We start from the raw sequence: 21,661 nt of genomic DNA, 5'->3' as shown, positions 1-21,661 counted from the left end.
GGTTAACAAGGGGTTTTAACGCTAAACTGCATAGTTGTATATAAAGCTTCATATACCTCATCTATATTGCAGTAATTTCTTGAATATTCCTTTTCTAGGCTTTAGCCAATAACCCCTTACCAAGGTTTAATTTTGGAAGTAGAAGCGCTTTATCTGATGAGTTGAATCCAACCTTTTTGCGGCTGGGAACCGTCTCCAAGATTTAAGACATAGAAATAAGTCCCTTTAGGTAAGTTGCCATTAGGGCCTTTGCCATCCCAGTTATTGGTATAATTCTTTGCTAGAAAAACACTATAGCCATATCTATTAAAAATCTCCAAGGTATTGTTTGGAAAGTCTTCTATACAATTTATGCTCAGCACATCGTTAATTCCATCACTGTTTGGTGATATCTGGTTATATATAAATCCACATTCACCAATGGACCGTCTTTGCACATCGACAACGACCGAGGCCCGGTTATTATCGTCATTACTATCGGAAGGAAAAGAATCCATAATGGCAGCAATATTTTCAAAAGTCCCCACTTCTGGCACTCTCGCGGTAATCATCAATACAACCACCTCAGCCCCTATAATTTCGGGAATATTCCATACCCCTCTTCCTACATCATAAATTCCTTTAGTGGCGGTATGGGATAGGTATTGAAATCCGATCGATGGTCCGATAAATTCATTTACTATCACATTGGCAAGTGCCCCCTGCCCTAGGTTGCTTAGGGTAATAGTAAAAACAATCTCGCTTCCCACGATAGGTTTCTCAATATCGACCTGTTTCTCAATAGCAAGATCATATTGGTTTGCCAACGAACAATCCACGACGGTAATCGTTAAACTTGTCGACTCTTCCGTACAGGGATCCTCTGCCGAACTGGTCGTATAGGTAAATATAAAGTCCCCTTCTGGCATCCCTTCAAAATCTACTATATTCCCTTCGCCTATAATTAACCTTCCTGCAGACGGGTCCGACGTTATGGTCCAGTTTCCGGGGTCTGCCCCTGTAAGTTGCTCATTTAGGGCAACCATGGTAGTCCCTGAACTACCTAAAAGATTACAAACTTCTAAATTGCTGGCCGTTCCTGCTGATGGCGGTACTACTATATAAGCTAGTACTGGGGATCTTTCCGAACTACAATCATCGTCGGTAACCTCAACATAAAATGTGGTTGTAGCATTTATTGAAGGTGTCGTAAAATTGTTTCCCATGCCTATGACTACTCCCCCAACAGCCTGTGAATACCAGCGAAGGGTACCTTCGTTAGCGGTAGCTCCTAAAACAAGGCTCCCCTCGCCACATCTTTGGGCCGAACTCGTACTATTTATTATCGGGGAAGTAAGAAAATCTAAAGTAACCACGAGAGCCGGACTGGCACAATTGGCTTCGGCATCATAGAAAAAACCGTAATAGGAACCCGGAAAATCGGAACTCACCGTGGAATTTGCCAAATGCGAATTGGTATCGGTAAGATCTAGATCATCGGTGCTCCAGGTTAACACTGTCCCTGAGGGGGGAATACTATTGGTAAATTCATTTAGGTTTACAGAAGTAATATTGCAAAGTGACGGCAGCGTCGAATTCTGGAGTGGCGCACTTTCCCCTGCCCTACAAGGAACGGCACAATCCGAAACAGTGATTGTTACCAATGAGGTTTCATTGGTACAAGGAGCCAATGCCCCAGTAGTGGTAAAGCTAAACCTATAGTTTCCCATAGGTTGCCCCGAAAAATCAACATTATTCCCATTGCCAATAGTCACATTGCCACCATTGGGCATAGCACTGATGGACCACTCACCCTGATCGGCATCTACCAATTGATTATCTAAATCTATTACAGAAACTCCATTAGCAGGGATATTACAGGCCAAGGTATTCCTAGGCGTTCCTGCCGAGGGCGGGCTATTGACCGTAGCGGTTACTGCAACCCGATTGGAGGAAGGACAGTCGTTTTCGGCCGCTTCCACATAATAGGTGGTCGTTGTAGTTATCGCAGGGGTTACAAAGCTGCTTCCATTTCCAATACTATTAGCTGCTGTTGGTGTATCAAACCATGATATAGTAGCCGTTGCCGAGTTGGCAGTCGCGCCTAGTGTTACTGATCCGGGGCCACAGCTTTGGCCCGACACGGTTTCGATGATCACCGGAGTATTATTTATAGTTGCTTCAACGGCTATTCTCGTTGGGGAGCTACAGTTATTTTCGGTCGCATCTACGTAATAAGTCGTGCTATTTGTTAAGGTAGGGGTAATAAAATTAATGCCAGTTCCAAGGCTAGGTCCGCCATTAGGGTTGGCATACCAATTTATGGTTGCCGAGGGGGAGTTTGATCTTGCCCCAAGGGTAAGACTTCCCGTATCGCATCGAAAGGCGGGCGCCGTTTCACTGATCGATGGTACTGGAGTTATAATAGCCTCTACCGAGGTTCGAATAGAAGAAGTACAAACATTCTCTGTAGCCTCTACGTAATAGGTAGTGGTCACATTAATTATGGGCGTTACAAAACTGTTTCCAGACCCCAACATATTACCACCACTGCTAGCGTCGTACCATATTAGGGTTGCAGTATCCGAATCGGCAGTTGCTCCCAGGGTAAGTTCTCCTGAACCACACCGCTCGTTGGGGCTGGTAGCGATAATGGTTGGGGGTGTATTTATGGACGCTGTTACGGGAATGCGGTCGGAAGCACATCCATTTTGTACGGCCGCCACATAATACGTAGTCGTCATTGTTAAAATAGGGGTATCAAAAGTTGTTCCTGTAGCCAAACTACTTCCTCCTATTTCCATATCGAACCATTGCAGCTCGGCTGTTTCGCTACTCGCCGAGGTCTGTATGCGCACCGACCCTGGGTCACAGCGTCCTCCCGGTGTGGTCGTACTGACCGTGGGCACTTCCAATATCTGGGCCACCACTGCGGTCCTGTTCTCGGAAATACAATTGTTTTCTATAGCTTCGACATAAAAGGTAGTAGTAGCGTTTAATTCTGATGTCACAAAGTTGTCTCCGGTTCCCATAAGCGTACCTCCGATATCTGAGTTGTACCAATTAAGTGTCGCTGTTGCCGAACTAGCGGTAGCCTGGAGACTAAGACTTCCTGGACCACATCGGCTATCATCGGTAAAACTGCTAATAGATGGGATATTGTTTATGGTTGCTACGACTGCCTCTCTTTCCGAGGTACAACCATTTTGGGAGGCTTCTACATAATAAACCGTAGTGTTGGTTATTTCTGGAGTTTCAAAGCTTGTACCTGTACCCAAGAGAGTACCTCCAACACTGAGGTCATACCAATTCAAAGTAGCTACCCCTGGATTGCTCGTTGCCGACAAGTTAACAGTACCTGGACCACATCTTTCACCAGAGCTTGTCGATACGACAGAAGGTGTATTGGCAAAACTCACTCTAATGGTAGTTCCTGCCGTAGCGGCTATGGGATTATAACAATCCAAGCCCGCTGACGACCCATAATAATAGGCATAATAGGTACCACCAGGACTAGTTACTACAGAACTTGAGAGCACATTCACGCCTGCTATCGGACTTGTACTCCATATTAAAGTTTCGTTATTAGGGGGGGAGTTGGTAACGTAGGTATCTAGATCTACACTAGGGTTATCGCAGACCACAGCATCGTTGGTACTAAGACTGGGCGGCACCAAGCAATCAATTTGGGCATACATCTTTAGGCTTGCTAAAAAATATATCACCAAAGTAATTAAAACCTTTACTAAAATCCCCTTTAATGGAAAGAAAGCAATATTATGGTCTTTAGAGTTCATAGCTTGAATTTTGAATTTATTGAAATCCAATACCAATTATTGCAAGCAGAAATGAAAAAAGAACTAAATAATATTACTAAAAAAATGTCATTCGCACTAATAAAAAAGGCTAAACCTTTATTTATCAGACGAATGACACAGTAAGTTGTCTTCTAATTAAGAAAGATCTGCAGACATGGTCTCTGCTGAAGAATGAATTTTTTTAACTAAGCCTTGTAACACCTTCCCTGGTCCTACTTCGGTAAATAGCGTTGCGCCATCCTTTACCATATTTTGAACACTTTGTGTCCATTTTACCGGGGCAGTCAACTGAGCTATTAAGTTTGCTTTAATAGCTTCGGCATCTTTTACCCCTATGGTAGGTACATTTTGATAAATCAGACAGCTTGGCGTTTTAAAAGTTGTATTTTCTATGGCTGCTGCCAATTCTTCTCTTGCCGGCTCCATCAATGGAGAGTGAAAAGCCCCTCCTACTGGTAACACCAATGCTCTACGTGCTCCGGCTTCTTTTAATTTTTCACAGGCAAGGTTAATAGCCTCTATTTCTCCTGAAATCACCAACTGGCCAGGGCAATTATAATTAGCAGGAACAACAACTCCTGGAATTTCACTACAAATTTGTTCTACCAGGTCGTCCTCTAGCCCTAAAACAGCGGCCATAGTACTTGGTTGCAACTCGCAAGCCTTCTGCATGGCCAAGGCTCTTTTAGAAACCAATTTTAATCCATCCTCAAAATTTAGGGCATTACTAGCTACCAAAGCTGAAAATTCTCCTAAGGAATGTCCCGCTACCATATCTGGTTTAAAGCGATCTCCCAATACCTTACTCATAATTACTGAATGCAAAAATATGGCTGGCTGGGTAACTTTTGTCTGTTTTAAATCTTCTACAGTCCCTTCGAACATCAAGTCCGTTATATGAAACCCTAAAATATCATTTGCCCTTTCGAACAATTGTTGGGCCAAAGGATACTTTTCATAAAGGTCTAACCCCATTCCTACAAACTGAGCTCCTTGACCTGGAAATATATATGCGTTCATTTTTTATATTTTTTGATGCGACAAACTTAATAAATAATACGATAAATTAGATAGCCCATTGTAAAAGCCTTCAAATACTGTGGTGATTTTCAGCATTTATACGTTTAAAAAAAATTAATTACTCTTTAAACCAGCTAGAATATTTAACATAGTTATCTGCGATTCTATCGACCTCCCCTGCGCTTAAATCGGTACTGATATCCTTTATTTTTTTTGCTGGCATACCTGCAAAAACAGTACCCGAGGGCACTCTTGTTCCTTTGGTAACCACCGCTCCTGCCGCGATAATACTATTGCTTTCGATAATACAATCGTCCATCACAATACTCCCCATCCCTATAAGTACGTTATCGTGAATGGTACATCCATGAACTATGGCATTATGGCCTATAGAAACATTGTTTCCGATGGTAGTGGGCGACTTTAAATAGGTACAATGAATAACCGCTCCATCCTGAACGTTCACTTTATTCCCCATTTTTATAAAATGTACATCGCCGCGCAACACTGCATTAAACCATATACTGCATTGGCTTCCCATACTTACCTCGCCTACAATAGTGGCATTTTCGGCGATATAACAATCCTCTCCTATTTGAGGTGTTTTTCCATTAATAGTCTTAATCATTTTTGAAATTTTTATCGTTTAGGCCAGCTTATATTTCCTTGTCGTTCCTATTAAAATATTACCAACCCTAACATTACAAAAATACGACAAGAAATACTTCCTATTTAAAAGCCAGCAATCAAAAATACCCTATGCATTTACGCCAACTTTAAAGTGTTGGATTTATTTCTTCGGTTTTAGCTGTAGGGCTTTTTATGTTCTAAATATAAAAATAAGAAGGGGAGTTCTAATGGGCACTGTTGATTAGTAATTGACTGCAGGACAATTACAATCGTATCTTTTTTTCTCCTGTCCAAAATTATAACCTAGGGTCAATTGATGGAATCCCCCGTCATCGATCCTCATATCTCCCATTTGGTAGGAATAGTTATAGGACACCATAATTTTTTTATAATTGGCCCCAATTAAAGGAGTAATTAATTGTAGCCGCTGTTCTCCCATTGTATCGGCGGTTTGGATTTCGGTACCTTCAAAGCTTCTTCTATAAGAAATTCCGCCCCACAGGGTTCCAAAATTCATTTCTTTATAGATTTTTGTATTAATATCGATGGTTTTTTCTTGATTAAATTCGGTCAATTGAAACAAGATAGAGGGTTCTATTTGCCATTCACTTTTACCAAAAACATAGCCTACAGACCCCACATACCGCCTTAGGTCGTTAGACTCGGTGGCAGCATAAAGGTCCCTACCCCTCCCTAAAACATTAAGAACGGTGGCATGCGCATAAAGTTCTAAGTAATTATAGGAAATACCAATATCTGTATTAAAATAGCTTTTGCTATTTTTTGTGCCGCTAATTGTCGGATCGGGTTCTACGGAAACAAATTCGGATTCATCCAATGAGCTTTGTTGCCCCCCCACTCCTATTCCGAACGACAATTGGTGTAAGACCCTAAAATCTGACCCAAATCGCAAATGGTGGGCATAACCAAGTTTTAATCCTGTTTGAGAATGGTACCCATTGGCATCATTGAAAACAATAACCCCAAAACCAGTGTTTTTCCCCAATCTGGAATGAGCATTTAGTGTTTGTAAATTTGGAGCTTCGTTTACATTAAACCATTGTTGTCTTACGGTTGCCCTAATTTTGGTCCCTTCCCCTATTCCGGCCATGGAAGGATGTAACAGGAAATAGTTATCCGATTGATAATCGAAATAAACAGGCACACCTTCTTGGGCAAAAGACATAAAGCCTATAGTAAAGGTGAAAAAAAACATGAAAGTACAGTGTTTCATTTAAAGATTGGGGAAATTTATGACTACTATCATATATAACTAATAACGAAGGAACAACTACATTATTATATGCGGGTTTAGTTAGAAATCCTTCGTACTTTTGTGAAAAATTATCATATGAAGGAGTTTATAATTTCTGTTGTTCCTACAAACAACCCGGCGATACTAAAATTTGAAACTAACCATTTCATCACAAAGAATAACAATTACGAATTTAAAAATATAGACGATGCCAAAAACTCACCTTTGGCACAACAATTATTTTACCTGCCTTTTATCAAGACCGTTTATATCTCTGGTAATTTTATAGGGCTAGAGCGTTATAATATTGTGGAATGGGATGATGTTAAGGATAGTGTAGCCCAGCAATTGGTAGATTATCTCAATGCTGGGGAACCAGTGGTTATTGAGGAGGAAAGCACCAAAAAAGTTGCAGTTACCGTATATGCTGAAGTAACCCCTAACCCTTCGGTGATGAAGTTTGTAGCGAACAAAAAAATTGTCCCTACCACCTTCGAATTTAAAAACATCGATGATGCCAAAGATTCGGAATTGGCAAAACAACTGTTTATGCTACCCTTTGTAAAGGAAGTGTTTTTTGATGAAAACTACGTTTCTATCAATAAATATGACGTCGCGGAATGGGAAGAAATCACTTTTGAATTACGGGAAAAAATAAGGGATTTCTTGGCTGACGGGAAGGAAGTTGTTTCTGCTGGCAGTATTCAAAAACAAAATACCGAAGCACCAAAAGCAAAATTACAGGATGAGAATTTGGACGATACCTCCAAGCAAATCATAGATATTTTGGAAGAATATGTGAAACCGGCCGTAGCAAGTGACGGAGGAAACATTCTTTTTAAATCTTATGAGGAAGACACTAAAACCGTAAACGTTATTTTACAAGGTGCTTGTAGTGGTTGTCCTTCATCGACCTTTACCCTAAAAAACGGTATTGAAACGATGCTAAAAAATATGATGGGAGATAAGGTAAACGAGGTCGTTGCTATAAATGGCTGATTTTCAACAATTATTATAGTAATTTTCTTTTTTATTTGCTAACTTTAAGAAAATCTAAAACACTACGTTATGGCAGTTCTAAAGGTTATTGAAATATTAGCGAATTCTGATAAAAGTTGGGAGGACGCCGCAGCGAAAGCTGTTGCGCACGCCTCTAAATCCGTCAAAAACATTAAATCCGTTTATATGCACGAACAAAGTGCTACCGTTAAAGATGGAAAATTAGACCAATATAGAGTGAATGTAAAAATCACTTTCGAAGTAAATTAACGGTCCATAACCGTACTCAAAAAAACGCCTTGAAAGGCGTTTTTTTTTGCTTTTTTCTAAAGTGACATTTTCTAAATACTATTAACATTTGTTTAATAATTTATATTTGTCATAAAATCATTAATTATTATATTATTGACCGTTAACAAAATAAAACATATATGAGTTTAATTTCAGATTACGAAGAAAACATTAAGCAATTAGAAACTTGGTTATGGGAAAACCTCCCAGGAGCGGTGACCACCTTAGTAACCGCCATCATAATATTTGTATTAGGGTTATGGGTCATTAAATTTATTAACCGAATGGTTAAAAAGTTCTTCCAAAAGACCGATTACGACCCTTCTTTGGAGTCCTTTTTGCAAAGCTTTATCAATATTGGTTTAAAGCTAATGTTATTTGTAGTTGTCATTCAACAACTCGGTGTCCAATCTACCTCTCTTGTTGCGGTTATAGGTGCTGCGGGTCTGGCCGTTGGTTTGGCCTTACAGGGATCCTTGGCCAATTTTGCAGGAGGAGTATTGATTTTAGTTTTTAAGCCTTTTAAGGTAGGTGATTGGATATCTGCACAAGGTGTGGACGGAACTGTGAAGGAAATCACCATATTCACTACCAAACTGACTACTGCTGGTAATCAAATTGCCACTGTCCCCAACGGGCAATTATCTAACAACAATATTATCAACTTCAGTGCACAAAGCACAAGAAGGGATAATATTACTGTTGGTATCGGGTACAACTCTAACATTAAACAAGCTAGAGAAATCCTCTTGCAAATATGTGCCGAGAACGAGGACATCCTAAAAGATCCTGCTCCACAAGTATTTGTCGCAGAACTAGGGGATAGTTCTGTTAACCTATCGTTGCGATTTTGGGCAGAAACGCCAGTTTTTTGGGCTGCACATTTCCATGTAATGGAAGAATTAAAACTTAGATTTGACGAGGCCGGTATAGATATCCCATTCCCACAACGTGTTATTCACCAAGGGTCTTAGGACTTTTTGGTCTGCAAAATAAAATCTTTTAAATAGTAAGGTTCAAAGTAGGCGACATCTTCAAAGTCGTTTGCTTTGAACTTTTTATTTGATAACCTACTCATTTCCGAAGCCGATGGAGAAGCGGAAAGAAACGAAAAATTGGAATGCTTCAATATTTCCCTGCACTTTTCTGCGCCATCTCCGATAAGTAATACCTTTCCTTTGGCACTATATTCCGAGAAGGATTCTTCACCGATAATTTCGGCTTTTGTAGCTCTAATTTCAGTTCCTTTATTATCGAATACAGCCGAATATACTTCCATTCGCCTAGCATCTAAAAGCGGAATGATATACTCATTTTCGGTACTATCTGCTTGGCAAGCCAAACTTTCTAAGGTAGGCACCGATATTAAAGGCAGCTCCAGGGCATAACAAAGTCCCTTTGCTGCGGACACTCCTATACGCAAACCGGTATAAGAACCAGGGCCTTTACTAACCGCAATGGCATTGATATCCTTAAAAGTTAAGGAAGCCTCTTCCAAGGCTTCCTCTATAAAAATGTGCAATTGTTCTGCATGCGAATACCCAGGAGTATTATCTTCCTTTAACACTATTAGTTCGCCATCTTTGGCGATACTTACCGAACAATTGGTCGTTGCTGTTTCTAAATTTAAAATGATAGCCATAATTGGCTACAAATATAAGTTAGTTTATTGAAATTGGCAGACCAAAATAGAACTCCAATACTTTTAGCCTAAAAATATAATCATATTTTGTACGGATCAATTCTGCGGCGGCATTGTCTACTCTAGATTGTGCCTGGCTAAAATTAAAGGAATTCATTAGGCCGACATTAAAGCGTTCCTTAGCATACTTTAAAGCCTCGCTACGGGCCTCTAGGGTCTTCTCGGAAGCCTCATAAGCCTTATAAGTAGCTATGGCATCGTTCCAGGCCTGATTAATGGTATTTTCCAAATTTAGTTTATCCTGCTGTAATTGAAGCTTCGATCGCTCTAAATTTACCTTGCTTCGCAGGACGTTATTTCTAGTGGCAAAGCCGTTAAAAACAGGGATTGCGAGTTGCACCCCAAACCCATGTCCGCCATTGTCTCCAAACTGCTCGAAGATATTATTGGGGCCAGAAATAATGGATCTAAAATTGGGCGTTACGACCGACTGCCCTGTTTCTTGGACCACACCTATTTGCCTGTTGGGATTGTCGGGGTCTTGTTCTGCTCCGGAAACGACATCTTGGTATGAGGCTCGGGTATTATAACCATAAAAAGCAGATAGTCTAGGATACAGGCTTCCCTTGCTTATTTTTATATCTGTTTCTGCCAGGGCCACATTGGCTTCAGAAAGTTTAATATCATTTCTAACCGTCAAGGCCTTCTCATAAATTGTTTTAGGAGTATAGTCCAAAATCACGGTAGAGGGAATCATAAAGTCTTCATCGACCACATCGAAGCTTTCATAATCTTGGATCAATAATAATTGGGCCAATGATATTTTAGCCAATCGAAGGGCATTTTCTGCATTTACCTTTTGTTGTTCTTGGGTGGCTGCCGTGGCTTCAATTTCCAACAAATCGCCTTTAGGCACGACACCAGAACTCACCAATTCTTTGGTTCTTTTTAGGTCCTGTTCGGTAACCGATAATTGTGCTTTGGAAATGTTCAGGAATTCCCTATTGAACAAAATCTGCAAATAGGCATTGGCTACGGCCAGGGAAATATCGTCCTTCATATTATCTAATCGGTACTGATTTGCCAGAATAGACAGGTTAGCTCTTCGCAATCGGTTTACATTTTGCAAGCCGTTATAAATATCGACCCCTACATTAACTCCTGCCGAGGTATATTGGGTCGTTATATTTTCGAATAGCCCTGTAGTGATATTTTGGTTCAATCCAATATTCCACGAATGGGAAGCATTGGCGTTTACGGTCGGTAAAAAGTTTCCTTTGGCATCGGCCTTGGCCAAATCGGCATTTTGCAGATCCAACTCCGATTGCTTTATGGAAATATTATGTTCCAAGGCGTACTCTACACAGTCGCGCAAGGTCCATTTTTTTTCTTGAGCCATCATTATTCCAACACAGAATATGGATAATGTTGCTGTTAATTTTAGCTTCATTTATCTAGGTATTAGTTATCTCTAAGATTAATGTTTTGTTTCTACTTATTTACTTTCTTCCTCCTTATCGTCTCCAATTTTAATCGGTTCTGTCTTGTTCCATACTTTCACCTTATCACTTTTTGTCAGTCCCGAAACAATTTCGACATTCACCCCATCGGAAATACCTATTTCAATATCCTTGCGTTCAAATTTCTGATCTCCTATTTCTATTTCAACATAGGGGTCGTCGGTCTTTTTATCGAATTGCAGAAGGGCTTCGGGGATCACTAATACATCGTCTTTCTTTTCTAGTACCAAGGAGGCGTTAGCACTATACCCGGCACGAATCAAAAAATCGTCTTCTACGGTCACATCCCCTTCGATTTTAAATTGTACCGCACCGGCTTCTTCTATACCTTTTGGGGCAATAAAGCGCAAGTTTGCATCAAAGGACTTGTCCTGAATGGCTCCTAGACTTATTTTCAGAGGCATCCCTATCGCCAATTTCCCTACTTCCCCTTCATCGACCTTTCCTTCAAAAATCATTTTACTCAAATCGGCGATGGTAGCAATGGTAGTACCATCGTTAAAATTATTACTTTGAATAACCTGATCTCCTTCTTTCACGGGAATTTCCAATACTGTCCCTGCCACGGTAGCCCTAATATTGGTATTTGCCGTTGAGGAGCCATCTGCCGATCCCAAGCGAATAATCTGATAATCGGACTGGGCATTTTGGAGTTCTAGTTTGGCCTGATCATATCTTAAGTTCTGGGTATTAAAATCTTGGCTCGAGATTACCCCTTTATCGAAAAGCTGTTTGTTTCTATCGAATTCAACCTTAGTATTATTCAAGGTAATCTCGGCATTTTTCACCCTTCCCCTGGCCTGATTCAAGGATTGCTCGTTGGGCACCACCTTAATTTTAGCGATCAGGTCACCGGCATTTACCACGGCGCCTTCTTTCAGGTATATTTTTTCAATAATCCCGGAAATCTGAGGTTTAATTTCTACCTCGTCTTCTGGAATTACTTTACCTGTAGCGACGGTTTTCTTTTCTATACTTGCGGTAAAGGGATTTGTAGTGTCATAGGTAATAGCCGACTTACTATTTGATTTCACAAAAAAGGCCGCGGCCCATAATGCTCCCAGCACCAAGATAGCGATCCCTACATATTTTAAGATTTTGTTCATTTTAGATTGAATTAGTATTTATAATGGTTTAGTTTATTCTTCTCGCAATGCGTCTATTGGTTTTATGCTTACCGCACGTTGTGCGGGTATTAATCCTATCAGGGTGCCCAGCACTACCATAATTACCAGAGCCCCCAAGACATACGGTATGGGCACTGTGGGGTTGGTATATGGGAAGTCCAGGTCCTCTGTACCCATATTGATACCGTATAAGGTTATCGCTCCTAAAATAATCCCCATAATTCCGGCGATCATGGTTAAAAAGACCGATTCTAGAATAATCTGAGCTTTCACCTCTCTTGGGGTTGCTCCCAAGGCCCTACGGACGCCCAATTCTTTGGTTCGTTCCTTTACCGAGATGAGCAGAATATTCCCTATGCCAATAACTCCGGCCAAGATGGTTGCTATCCCCACCACCAGGGACATAAAGGTAAGTCCATTCGCAAAGCCACTTATCCGGGTAAACACCTCTCCTAAATTAAAGGATCCAAAGGCACGTTCGTCCCTAGGGTCTACCCTATGGATGCTTTTCAGAATTGCTTTTACATCTTTTTCTACCTGTACCACATCGGCATCATCATAGGCGGCTATTGTAAGCCATCCGACATCGTCTCCGGTATTGTAGAGTTTTCTATAGGTTGTAAAGGGAATATAGATATCGCTATCGCTTTCGAAACCTCCTCCTGGGGTAAATTTATGTACCCCTACCACTTGGAAATAAATATTATCTATCCGAAGAAATGTTCCTATAGGATTTTCTTCTTTCTCATACAGTTCTTTTTGTGTTCGCTCACCAATGACACAGACTTTTCTAGTAAGTTCGATATCTTTATCATTGATAAACCTACCGCCATCGTATATTTTTTTGGTTGCAATTTTGGTATACACCGGATAATCGCCATATACATTATAACTCCCCGATTTGGTCCCTTTTACAATGAGTCCAGGCGATCCTCCAAAGACACCTTTTACGTTTCTGGGAGCGATGTATTGGATTTCGGGGATTCTATTTTCCAAGACGGTAACATCGCTGAGTTTTAATTGCAGCGGCCTACCGGTTTTAAACCCTTCATAGGGCATACTTGTGGTTTGTGCCCAAGTAAACAAACTGTTCATGGCAACATTTTCGAACTGTTCTTCAAAGCCGTTGTCCAGTCCTTTTGCCGCACCCGAGAGGGCTATGTAGATAAATATCCCCCATAAAACACCAATAATGGTAATGATGGTTCGGGTTCTATTTTTTCCAATAGAACCAAAAATCTCTTGCCAGGTATTACTATCAAATATAAATCGCATATTATTCGTCCCTTAGTGCTACTATTGGTTTAATATTTGCTGCTCTTTTTGCTGGGATATAACCGGCAATTGCCCCAAAAAGTATTAAAATGAAGGTGGCAAAGATGGCTGTACCCAGATCGATAAAAGGATTGGTGATAAAGAAATCCTCTAATTTTTCACCCATGGAGCTCAGGAGTCCGATTCCGGCCAGCATCCCCGTAAAGCCCGAAAAAGTGGTAATAAAAACAGATTCTAACAAAATGGTACTGATGACGGACCTTGGCGTTGCTCCCAAAGCTTTCCGTATTCCCAATTCCTTGGTTCGCTCCTTCACCACAAAAACCATGATATTACTAATCCCTATTATTCCAGCTATAATAGTTCCAAAGGCGACAAAGGCTACAATAATCTGGAGCACTCTAGCAAATTGTTGATTTTGCTTTAATTGGTCTGCCACATTTCTAATAAAAATACCACTTTGGTCTTCTGGACTTATATTTTTCTTGTCCCTAATAAACCTATCGAGGCTTTTATCGAATGCCATGGCCCCTACATACCCTATTTCTGGTCTAAAGCCCACTATGATCTGATCTATTTTATCGGTGTTTTTTTCTATCAACTGTCTGGTAGTATATGGGATATAGATATACCGCTCTTCATTATCACCACCCTCATCTTGAAAAACCCCAATAACCATATATGCGCTACCTCCGATGTCTATATATTCTCCAATAGGATTCTTGTTTCCAAAAAGGTCTTTTTCTACTAGCCTGCCAATGACGGCATATTTGGTCTTGTTCTTAATATCTTCTTGGTTTAAGAAACGACCTTTCATAACGATGGTCTTTTCGGCAAACTGATGGGCAGGCGCAACGGCCCTTGTGGTATAGTTGTTAGATTCATTGTTGTATTTCACCAATGCCCCCCTAGTGATCCTAGGTGTTGTATACTCTAAGAACATGGTAAAATTCTTTTCTATATCGGCCAGGTCACTGTTATCAAATTCTATTTGCCGGTTAGATTTATATCCTTTATAGGGTTTGGTGGTTTTTCCCGGGAAGACAAAAAACACATTGGTAGCATCGTCCCCAAAAAAATCGTCGAAGGTATTGATTAGGCCATTTCCAAAACCGAAAAGCACCACGAAAATAAAGATACCCAAGGCTACGGTAAACCCGGAGAGAAAGGTCCTTAGTTTATTCTTTTTTATGGTATCAAAAATTTCTTTCCAATTATCTCTACTTAACATATTGTGACGCTCTTACTTGGGTTATTTTTTTATCTTCAACGATGACCCCATCTTTTAAATGCACCACGCGTTTACACATATTGGCAATATCTGGTTCGTGCGTTACTATTAGAATAGTATTCCCCGAATCGTTTATTTTCTGGATTAGATCCATTACCTCATAAGAGGTCTTACTATCTAGGGCTCCTGTGGGCTCATCGGCCAATAATACTTTTGGTTCGGCCGCCATTGCCCTCGCTATTGCCACTCTTTGTTTTTGTCCTCCCGACAGTTCGCTGGGAAGGTGGCTTGCCCACTCCTTGAGCCCAACTTGTTCTAAATACCGCAAAGCCTTTACATTACGCTCCTTTCTTCCTACTCTTTGATAATAAAGTGGTAAGGCTACATTTTCTAGGGCAGTTTTATAATTGATTAGATTAAAGGACTGAAATACAAATCCCAAAAATTTATTTCGATATTGAGCAGCCTTGGTTTCATTTAAATTCTTAATGGGCACGTTATCCAAGGAATAAGAACCTTCATCCAATACGTCGAGCATTCCTAAAATATTCAACAGGGTAGATTTCCCTGAACCCGAGGATCCCATAATGGCTACCAGCTCTCCTTCTTGGACCGAAAAATTGATGCCTTTGAGTACGTGTAAGGAATTTTTCCCCATTATATAGGACTTATGGAGATCTTTTATTTCAATCATATTATAAGGATTAGCCGTTGAAGATTACAAATAGTTGGTAATAAGACTAATTTACGAAAATGTTGTTACACTTATAACTCTAAAAATTATGTTAAAGTAAAAATAATCATAATCCTTCACCCAGCTTTTAGGCAAGAAAACGCTTCACTATCGGTTCTCTTAGGGACGAAACCACTTAAAGGCCCTTTTTATAGGATTGCTGTAGGGGTCTAGTTTTTCGACATATAACCCGAATCTTGGATGTAGAGGAATAGGAAGGAAATTTTATTTGATGGCGGCCAGGGCAGAGTCGTTTTTAAGGAAGACGGGGCATTTATACACTACGGTTTTATGCTAATTTTTAGGCAAACCCATAATCCTTGGCTCTACCCAAATTTGTAAACCCCTCTGAGGAGTCGACCAAAGTTAAGGCCTTAGTACCCGCTTTACCTATGTATATGGTACTATTTCCTTCTTGGGCTATGATGTTGGAAAGCCCATTTATAGATTTTCCAGACAGTGTTCGTTTTCAGCTACACTTGGGATTGAAAACCAAGTTTGGACATTACATAGTTAAAGATTTAGTTTCCTTTCTATGGCAGATAGTTTTGACCGAGGTTATTTTTGCGTTAGGGATGGCGGCGGCATCCCCGTAGCGGAGCGAGGGATATAGCCAAGAGCCCGACCGACGAAGGAGGGAACGCCCAAAGCATTATGAGGCAAGCTGTAAAATTATTTATTAACTAGCAACAGCTGCTGTTTCCCCTAAATAAAGCGATTAGGTCCTCATTTTTCGATAGATGAAGAAAAACAGGCCACCTACCAATAAGTATGGAATTGCCATTAAATACACAATTCCATTGTTTATTCCCTTAGCGGCATCACCAGCCTCTTCGGTTTCTAGTACGGCCCTACACATGGCGCATTGGGCTTCGGAGAACTGAGGCACCAAAAGAAATAAAACCACTAAGACCACTACAACTTTTCTCATAATAGGATACAAATGCTCTTTGGCAGAGACAAATTAATAATTATAATACGGGGCTATCATTATATAGACCACTACCCCAGTAACTGCTACATATAACCAGATTGGGAAGGTAATTTTAGCCAATTTTCGGTGTGCTTCAAATTGTTTTAAATACCCTTTGGCAAAGGTACGCAGCACCAAAGGAATTATGACAATAGATAAAATAATATGGCTTATTAATATAACATAGTACACGTATTTTATCCATCCTTCACCGCCGAAAGTGGTAGAATCGGATGTCATATGGTAGGCCACATACATCAGCAAAAATAATAGGGACAGTCCTATACAGGCAGTCATTAATTTTTGATGCAGTACCAATTTTCCGTTCTTAACGGCTACCACGGCCACCACCAATAGTACAGCCGTAAGCCCGTTAACCGAGGCATAAATGGGCGGTAAAAAGCTCAAGGGCTCTACATTTGGCAATTTTACCCCAAACAATATCGCTACCACCAGTGGTATCACCACAGAAACAATATTAATCCAAATATTGAATTTCTTTTCTTTTAAGGCGATTGTATCCATATTACTCTTCCAATAGTTTTTTAATATCTTCTTTTAGGATAGATATCTGTTCTGTTTCCCCATGATCGTTTTTACCTTCTTCTTGTGTTATAGCTCCTCTATAGTACACAATTGGATTTCCAAACTGATCTTTCCGGGAGCGAATATATCCATTTTTATCGACCAAAGCGAATAAACCGGAATGTTCGAAGCCACCGGCCGCTTCTGGTACCTGTGCGGCAAAAATACTAAAGCCGGTATTGGCCAACTCATAAATTTCGGTAAGGTCGCCAGTCATTAAATGCCAGTCCATATGGGTGATTCCGTAATCCTCGGCATAGGCTTTTAACACCCCTGGGGTATCGTGCTCGGGATTAATGGTAAAAGAGGCCACTCCAAAATCTTCAAAATCTTTAAATTGATCTTGTAGTTGCACTAAGTTTTTACTCATGATAGGGCATATGGTCGGACAGGTGGTAAAAAAGAAATCGACCACGTACACCTTTCCTGCATAATCCTGATTGGTAATCATTATGCTATCTTGATTTATAAAGGCAAAGGGCGGCACTTTACGTTTTTCCCCGTTGATTTCTATAAAGGCCAATTTTTCATTGGGCTCTTCGACGTTTAAGCGTCCCGTTTGCACTACTTTTCCACTTTTGACCCTTTCGATTATTCTAGGAACAAAGATGATTCCAAAAACCAACAAGATAAAGGATACCCATACGTAGGTATAATTGTTCTTCTTCATTATTTAATACGTTCTGCGTTATTACTTTTTAGAGCCATTCGATATTCGGCCAGAAGGATCTTGACATCATCGACCATCTTATTGTTCAATTCTGCCACTGAGGTACAATCGTATCCATATTTTAGCCCCTCATCTTCGTCTTCATCCCTTCCTCTAAGGTTTTTATTCTTATCTATGATAAATACATTTGAGGATCCAAGATCATCTCCTAGGGCAAGATTGGATTGAAGGCCGTTGAACAAGGTCTGGATCTCATTTTCATTGGCAAAAACAAAGTGCCATTTACTGATATCCTCCAATTGGGCCAAATCTTTCTTCAGTTCCTCTACTTTGTCTTCGAAACCATATGGCACCATCATGACAAATTGAAAGTCGTTAAACTTATAAAAACGTTTGTAAATTTTTTGATTTAAGTTAAAGGCAACAACCTGTCTTTCGTTGTTGACAGCGCCTAAAAACCCTAGAATGGTTATTTTATCTTTTAGGAAGACGTCACTAGAAGGGGTAGATATTTCTGGTACGTTTTCTGTCATAAGGGACAGTTTTCCGAACTTGGTTACTCCTGAAGCAAAAAACAAGTAAATTAAGACCGGTAATACAAACAAGGTTATTAATACCAGGGGTTTCTTTATCTGTGCCATATGCATGCTATTACCAATTTAGAAACTATTGAAAAGACTATAAAAACACGCTTCAATAGCAGTTGTACAAAAATAAAAAAGACGGTAGTGATACCGTCTTTTTAAGTTGTTAATTATTCGTTAGAAATTCCATTTTATGAAACCTTCATGGTACACATTATAGATATAATCTGCTTCGAATAACATTATAAATATTAAGTAAGAAACCAAGAAAACAGGCGTCCAAACTATTGTTCTACGCAGAGAGCTTTTTTCGTCTCTTAAGTGCATAAAATCCCATGCAATATAATAAGCTTTTACAATGGTCAGAATAATAAATATCCAGTTTAACAATTTCATTCCTAAGAAATAGTTATGGGTAAATATTACTGGTTTAGCAATCCCCAATCCTACTTCAACTGCAGTGATAAAAGTTAGGAATGCCAATACACCCCAAATCTTTTGGGTATTGGATTTAAATTTCCAAAGACCTCTAAATATTTCTAGTTTATGTCCGTGTGCCATTTTAGTTATTTTTTAATGTCCGATTAGCGGATAAATATTACGTTAATTTTATTATACCAAGTAGAAGAAAGTAAATACAAATACCCAAACTAAATCTACAAAGTGCCAGTATAACCCAACTTTTTCTACCATTTCGTAATGTCCTCTTTTCTCGTAGGTACCTAATAGCACGTTAAAGAAAATAATAAGGTTTATCAGTACTCCGGTAACAACGTGGAATCCGTGAAATCCTGTAATAAAGAAAAAGAAATCACCAAACAACCTACTACCGTATTCATTGCGTATCAGGTTGGCTCCTTCTACCACTAATTTGGCATCGTTTAATTTTTCTATAGTTTCTTCTCTTGTCAACAAGGTTTTGTGACCTTCTTCGTTAATCACCTCTGTACGGATCAAAACATTAGAATTTGCTTTTACACCTTCCACAACCTCATTTAGGGAATAGCTTGGCAATGCTGTTTCTCCATAATACCATACTCCTTTATTTCTTTCGTGGTTTACCCTTTCAGAAGGAATTGTTTTAGAGAAATCTCTTAATGCCAAACGTTCTCCGGAATTAGCATCTACAAACTGAAGTATTCTACCACCTTTTGTTTCCAGGGCACCAAAATCTCCTTTTATAAAAGTTTTCCATTCCCAGGCTTGTGAGCCAACGAATATAATACCTCCAATAACTGTAAAGAACATGTACCAAGTTACCTTGTTCCTTTGCATTTTATGTCCGGCATCCACGGCCAAAACCATTGTCACCGAAGACATAATTAAGATAAATGTCATAAAAGCCACATAATACATAGGATAATTCCCATGAAAGAATGGCACGTGTGTAAATACTTCATCGGCTATTGGCCAAGTATCTGCAAACTTAAATCTTGAAAAACCATACGCAGCAAGAAAGCCCGAAAATGTTAAAGCATCCGAAACAATAAAAAACCACATCATTAATTTTCCATAACTAACACCTAGTGGTTGGTTTCCCCCTCCCCAAACGTTTTCCTCTGTACCCGTAGTAACCGTAGAATCCATATTAAAATAATCGCGTTAATAAAATTTTCACAAATTTACATTTTTTTCGGCTATAGAAAATTTTTGCCTTTTAAAAATGGCAAAAAAAATACATTCTAAATAAGCCTTCACTAAAAAGGAATCAAAGATTCGTTTTTTTCCGTTAATTAGTTAACGAAATACATAAAAAGAATTAAATATACCCAAAGTATATCTAAAAAATGCCAAAAAGTAGCCCCCATTTCTACACCGAGGGTTTCTTCTGCGGAATATTTATTTTTATAAGTATTCCACAGTACCACCAATAAACTGATCATACCGGCTACCACATGCACAATATGCACGGCTGCAATAAGGAATACATAGGACATTTTTATGCTACTAGTAGGCCCCGTAAAATAATACCCCTCACTTATCAACTGAGAAAAGCCGTTAAACTGCAACGCTATAAAGGCTATTCCCAAGCCTAAAGTAACCAATAGCCAAGTCGTTGTTTTTTTAACATCGCCTTGTTTTATGGTTTTTTTAGCAAGGATATAAGTAATACTACTTATAATAATAACTATAGTACTGGCAAAAAATGAAGCAGGAAGTGCCACATCACTAGCCCAATCTTCTCTGGCGCTACTTACAATATAAGCACTGGTCCAACCAGCGAAGCCCATCAGCAAGCTTACGATCCCGAACCAAAGCATCATTTTCTGTGCTCTATCTCTTTTTTCTTTGGAGGTTCCTTGAGTTAAGTCCATTGTATTTAAATAAATTTATCGATTACAAAAACCACCTGCATTAAGGTGATATAGCTGACACTTGCCAACATTAATTTTTTAGCTGAGACATTATCTCTCTTTTCGTACAGACGGAACGCAAAGAACAACATAAACAATCCCATTATAAATATCACCACTGCGGCAACTACTGACAGCTCCAATCTCCCTGTAAAGCCAAAGGCCGGAACAATAGAGATGATAATCATCCAAACGGTATACATTATTATTTGCAGGGCAGTACCTTTATCTTTTTTTCCAGTCGGCAACATCTTAAAGCCTCCTTTTTTATAATCGTCATCCAACATCCAGGCCAAGGCCCAAAAGTGTGGAAACTGCCAAAAGAACTGAATCATAAACAGGGCGCCTGGCTCTACCCCGAATTCATTTGTTGCAGCCACCCATCCCAACATAAAAGGAATGGCTCCTGGAAAAGCCCCTACGAATACGGCCAAAGGCGTCTTTGTTTTTAAGGGCGTATACACGCTAGTATATAGGAAAATTGAAATAGCCCCAAACATAGCAGTTTTGGGATTTAAAAAATATAAGGAAACCAATCCAAGTACGGTTAACAAAACAGCTATGAACATAGCGGTATTTACCGACATTCTTCCGGAGGGGATAGGTCTATTTTTAGTACGGTCCATTAGAACATCGAGATCTTTCTCGATGATTTGGTTATAGGCATTAGAAGCCCCAACCATACAATATCCTCCAAAAGCCAATAACAAAAGGGAGAAATAATTGATTTCAACGGCTCCAAGTAAGTAGCCTGCTATAGACGAAAAAACTACACTAACCGCCAGTCTCGCCTTCGTAATCTCCTTAAAATCAGCAAATACAAGTGCCAATCTGGAACTATTCGCTGAACTAACCGCCGTTTTCATGCACATTTTTTAATAAGACCGCAAAGATACATCGGATTCGAATTTTTTGCAACCAAATACCGATCTTTATTAAACTCCTATAAATTGGGCAAAAAACATCTTTGACACC

General features: G+C 39.7%; 21 protein-coding genes. 3 read left to right on the top strand and 18 right to left on the bottom strand.

The annotated features are described in order from the left end of the window. Positions 1-149: 149 nt before the first annotated feature. From HCG49_RS03335 to HCG49_RS03320, 4 genes are all read right to left on the bottom strand, one after another. Positions 150-3,776, bottom strand: a complete 3,627-nt coding sequence (locus tag HCG49_RS03335) for a gliding motility-associated C-terminal domain-containing protein (protein ID WP_168468146.1) — start codon at positions 3,774-3,776, stop codon at positions 150-152. Between the two features lie 156 nt (positions 3,777-3,932). Further along, positions 3,933-4,817: an ACP S-malonyltransferase gene (fabD, locus tag HCG49_RS03330; protein ID WP_168468145.1), complete on the bottom strand. Its 885-nt coding sequence runs from the start codon at positions 4,815-4,817 to the stop codon at positions 3,933-3,935. A 118-nt stretch (positions 4,818-4,935) separates the two neighbouring features. Next, positions 4,936-5,445, bottom strand: coding sequence for a gamma carbonic anhydrase family protein (locus tag HCG49_RS03325; RefSeq protein WP_072764402.1), 510 nt, complete (start codon positions 5,443-5,445; stop codon positions 4,936-4,938). Between the two features lie 243 nt (positions 5,446-5,688). Next, positions 5,689-6,681: a type IX secretion system membrane protein PorP/SprF gene (locus HCG49_RS03320; RefSeq protein WP_168468144.1), complete on the bottom strand. Its 993-nt coding sequence runs from the start codon at positions 6,679-6,681 to the stop codon at positions 5,689-5,691. A 117-nt stretch (positions 6,682-6,798) separates the two neighbouring features. On the opposite strand from HCG49_RS03320, the gene HCG49_RS03315 reads away from it, so the two are divergent. The 3 genes from HCG49_RS03315 (at position 6,799) to HCG49_RS03305 (ending at position 8,966) form a co-directional block, all read left to right on the top strand. Then, on the top strand, positions 6,799-7,701 hold the full coding sequence (locus HCG49_RS03315; protein ID WP_168468143.1) for a NifU family protein: 903 nt from the start codon (positions 6,799-6,801) through the stop codon (positions 7,699-7,701). Between the two features lie 69 nt (positions 7,702-7,770). Beyond that, the gene (locus tag HCG49_RS03310; RefSeq protein WP_168468142.1) at positions 7,771-7,971 is read left to right on the top strand and encodes a dodecin family protein; all 201 of its coding nucleotides are present in this window, start codon (positions 7,771-7,773) and stop codon (positions 7,969-7,971) included. 161 nt (positions 7,972-8,132) lie between these two features. Beyond that, a complete protein-coding gene (locus HCG49_RS03305; protein WP_168468141.1) occupies positions 8,133-8,966 on the top strand; it encodes a mechanosensitive ion channel family protein in 834 nt (277 codons plus the stop codon). On the opposite strand, the gene tsaB is transcribed toward HCG49_RS03305, so the two are convergent. The 14 genes from tsaB to cyoE all read right to left on the bottom strand — a co-directional run bounded on the left by tsaB (position 8,963) and on the right by cyoE (position 21,552). Then, entirely contained in the window at positions 8,963-9,634 is a 672-nt protein-coding gene (gene tsaB / locus HCG49_RS03300) for a tRNA (adenosine(37)-N6)-threonylcarbamoyltransferase complex dimerization subunit type 1 TsaB (RefSeq protein WP_168468140.1), read from the bottom strand. The two genes, HCG49_RS03305 and tsaB, sit on opposite strands and share 4 nt — an antisense overlap. 19 nt (positions 9,635-9,653) lie before the next feature. After that, entirely contained in the window at positions 9,654-11,084 is a 1,431-nt protein-coding gene (locus tag HCG49_RS03295; protein WP_168468139.1) for a TolC family protein, read from the bottom strand. A 45-nt stretch (positions 11,085-11,129) separates the two neighbouring features. After that, a complete protein-coding gene (locus HCG49_RS03290) occupies positions 11,130-12,260 on the bottom strand; it encodes an efflux RND transporter periplasmic adaptor subunit (protein WP_168468138.1) in 1,131 nt (376 codons plus the stop codon). 33 nt (positions 12,261-12,293) lie between these two features. Then, positions 12,294-13,556, bottom strand: a complete 1,263-nt coding sequence (locus HCG49_RS03285) for an ABC transporter permease (RefSeq protein ID WP_168468137.1) — start codon at positions 13,554-13,556, stop codon at positions 12,294-12,296. A 1-nt stretch (position 13,557) separates the two neighbouring features. Beyond that, complete coding sequence (locus tag HCG49_RS03280) at positions 13,558-14,787, bottom strand: ABC transporter permease (RefSeq protein WP_168468136.1); 1,230 nt, start codon at positions 14,785-14,787, stop codon at positions 13,558-13,560. After that, a complete protein-coding gene (locus HCG49_RS03275) occupies positions 14,777-15,481 on the bottom strand; it encodes an ABC transporter ATP-binding protein (protein ID WP_168468135.1) in 705 nt (234 codons plus the stop codon). Before HCG49_RS03275 ends, HCG49_RS03280 begins: the two co-directional genes overlap by 11 nt. A 757-nt stretch (positions 15,482-16,238) precedes the next feature. Then, positions 16,239-16,451 carry a hypothetical protein gene (locus tag HCG49_RS03270; RefSeq protein ID WP_168468134.1) on the bottom strand — a complete coding sequence of 71 codons (213 nt, stop codon included), beginning with the start codon at positions 16,449-16,451 and terminating at the stop codon, positions 16,239-16,241. Between the two features lie 33 nt (positions 16,452-16,484). Further along, positions 16,485-17,018 (bottom strand): DUF420 domain-containing protein, encoded by a 534-nt coding sequence (locus HCG49_RS03265; protein WP_168468133.1) that lies wholly within the window; start codon positions 17,016-17,018, stop codon positions 16,485-16,487. A 1-nt stretch (position 17,019) separates the two neighbouring features. After that, positions 17,020-17,748 (bottom strand): SCO family protein, encoded by a 729-nt coding sequence (locus HCG49_RS03260; protein ID WP_168468132.1) that lies wholly within the window; start codon positions 17,746-17,748, stop codon positions 17,020-17,022. After that, complete coding sequence (locus HCG49_RS03255) at positions 17,748-18,389, bottom strand: hypothetical protein (protein ID WP_205764331.1); 642 nt, start codon at positions 18,387-18,389, stop codon at positions 17,748-17,750. The genes HCG49_RS03260 and HCG49_RS03255 overlap by 1 nt, the downstream gene beginning before the upstream one ends. A gap of 120 nt (positions 18,390-18,509) precedes the next feature. After that, on the bottom strand, positions 18,510-18,893 hold the full coding sequence (locus HCG49_RS03250; RefSeq protein WP_168468131.1) for a cytochrome C oxidase subunit IV family protein: 384 nt from the start codon (positions 18,891-18,893) through the stop codon (positions 18,510-18,512). Between the two features lie 51 nt (positions 18,894-18,944). After that, a complete protein-coding gene (locus HCG49_RS03245; protein WP_168468130.1) occupies positions 18,945-19,919 on the bottom strand; it encodes a cytochrome c oxidase subunit 3 in 975 nt (324 codons plus the stop codon). A 146-nt stretch (positions 19,920-20,065) separates the two neighbouring features. Next, a complete protein-coding gene (locus tag HCG49_RS03240; protein WP_168468129.1) occupies positions 20,066-20,647 on the bottom strand; it encodes a heme-copper oxidase subunit III in 582 nt (193 codons plus the stop codon). 5 nt (positions 20,648-20,652) lie between these two features. After that, positions 20,653-21,552: a heme o synthase gene (gene cyoE, locus HCG49_RS03235; RefSeq protein WP_168468128.1), complete on the bottom strand. Its 900-nt coding sequence runs from the start codon at positions 21,550-21,552 to the stop codon at positions 20,653-20,655. Positions 21,553-21,661 lie beyond the last annotated feature (109 nt).

Source organism: Arenibacter sp. 6A1 (genome assembly GCF_012272855.1).
Classification (GTDB): Bacteria; Bacteroidota; Bacteroidia; order Flavobacteriales; family Flavobacteriaceae; genus Arenibacter.
This window is presented reverse-complemented; position numbering and strand designations above follow the sequence as displayed.

What these genes read in the sequence shown, in the direction of transcription:
- HCG49_RS03335 (WP_168468146.1), bottom strand. Translation starts at nt 3,776, where the DNA reads ATGAACTCTAAAGACCATAATATTGCTTTCTTTCCATTAAAGGGGATT.
- fabD (WP_168468145.1), bottom strand. Translation starts at nt 4,817, where the DNA reads ATGAACGCATATATATTTCCAGGTCAAGGAGCTCAGTTTGTAGGAATG.
- HCG49_RS03325 (WP_072764402.1), bottom strand. Translation starts at nt 5,445, where the DNA reads ATGATTAAGACTATTAATGGAAAAACACCTCAAATAGGAGAGGATTGT.
- HCG49_RS03320 (WP_168468144.1), bottom strand. Translation starts at nt 6,681, where the DNA reads ATGAAACACTGTACTTTCATGTTTTTTTTCACCTTTACTATAGGCTTT.
- HCG49_RS03315 (WP_168468143.1), top strand. Translation starts at nt 6,799, where the DNA reads ATGAAGGAGTTTATAATTTCTGTTGTTCCTACAAACAACCCGGCGATA.
- HCG49_RS03310 (WP_168468142.1), top strand. Translation starts at nt 7,771, where the DNA reads ATGGCAGTTCTAAAGGTTATTGAAATATTAGCGAATTCTGATAAAAGT.
- HCG49_RS03305 (WP_168468141.1), top strand. Translation starts at nt 8,133, where the DNA reads ATGAGTTTAATTTCAGATTACGAAGAAAACATTAAGCAATTAGAAACT.
- tsaB (WP_168468140.1), bottom strand. Translation starts at nt 9,634, where the DNA reads ATGGCTATCATTTTAAATTTAGAAACAGCAACGACCAATTGTTCGGTA.
- HCG49_RS03295 (WP_168468139.1), bottom strand. Translation starts at nt 11,084, where the DNA reads ATGAAGCTAAAATTAACAGCAACATTATCCATATTCTGTGTTGGAATA.
- HCG49_RS03290 (WP_168468138.1), bottom strand. Translation starts at nt 12,260, where the DNA reads ATGAACAAAATCTTAAAATATGTAGGGATCGCTATCTTGGTGCTGGGA.
- HCG49_RS03285 (WP_168468137.1), bottom strand. Translation starts at nt 13,556, where the DNA reads ATGCGATTTATATTTGATAGTAATACCTGGCAAGAGATTTTTGGTTCT.
- HCG49_RS03280 (WP_168468136.1), bottom strand. Translation starts at nt 14,787, where the DNA reads ATGTTAAGTAGAGATAATTGGAAAGAAATTTTTGATACCATAAAAAAG.
- HCG49_RS03275 (WP_168468135.1), bottom strand. Translation starts at nt 15,481, where the DNA reads ATGATTGAAATAAAAGATCTCCATAAGTCCTATATAATGGGGAAAAAT.
- HCG49_RS03270 (WP_168468134.1), bottom strand. Translation starts at nt 16,451, where the DNA reads ATGAGAAAAGTTGTAGTGGTCTTAGTGGTTTTATTTCTTTTGGTGCCT.
- HCG49_RS03265 (WP_168468133.1), bottom strand. Translation starts at nt 17,018, where the DNA reads ATGGATACAATCGCCTTAAAAGAAAAGAAATTCAATATTTGGATTAAT.
- HCG49_RS03260 (WP_168468132.1), bottom strand. Translation starts at nt 17,748, where the DNA reads ATGAAGAAGAACAATTATACCTACGTATGGGTATCCTTTATCTTGTTG.
- HCG49_RS03255 (WP_205764331.1), bottom strand. Translation starts at nt 18,389, where the DNA reads ATGGCACAGATAAAGAAACCCCTGGTATTAATAACCTTGTTTGTATTA.
- HCG49_RS03250 (WP_168468131.1), bottom strand. Translation starts at nt 18,893, where the DNA reads ATGGCACACGGACATAAACTAGAAATATTTAGAGGTCTTTGGAAATTT.
- HCG49_RS03245 (WP_168468130.1), bottom strand. Translation starts at nt 19,919, where the DNA reads ATGGATTCTACGGTTACTACGGGTACAGAGGAAAACGTTTGGGGAGGG.
- HCG49_RS03240 (WP_168468129.1), bottom strand. Translation starts at nt 20,647, where the DNA reads ATGGACTTAACTCAAGGAACCTCCAAAGAAAAAAGAGATAGAGCACAG.
- cyoE (WP_168468128.1), bottom strand. Translation starts at nt 21,552, where the DNA reads ATGAAAACGGCGGTTAGTTCAGCGAATAGTTCCAGATTGGCACTTGTA.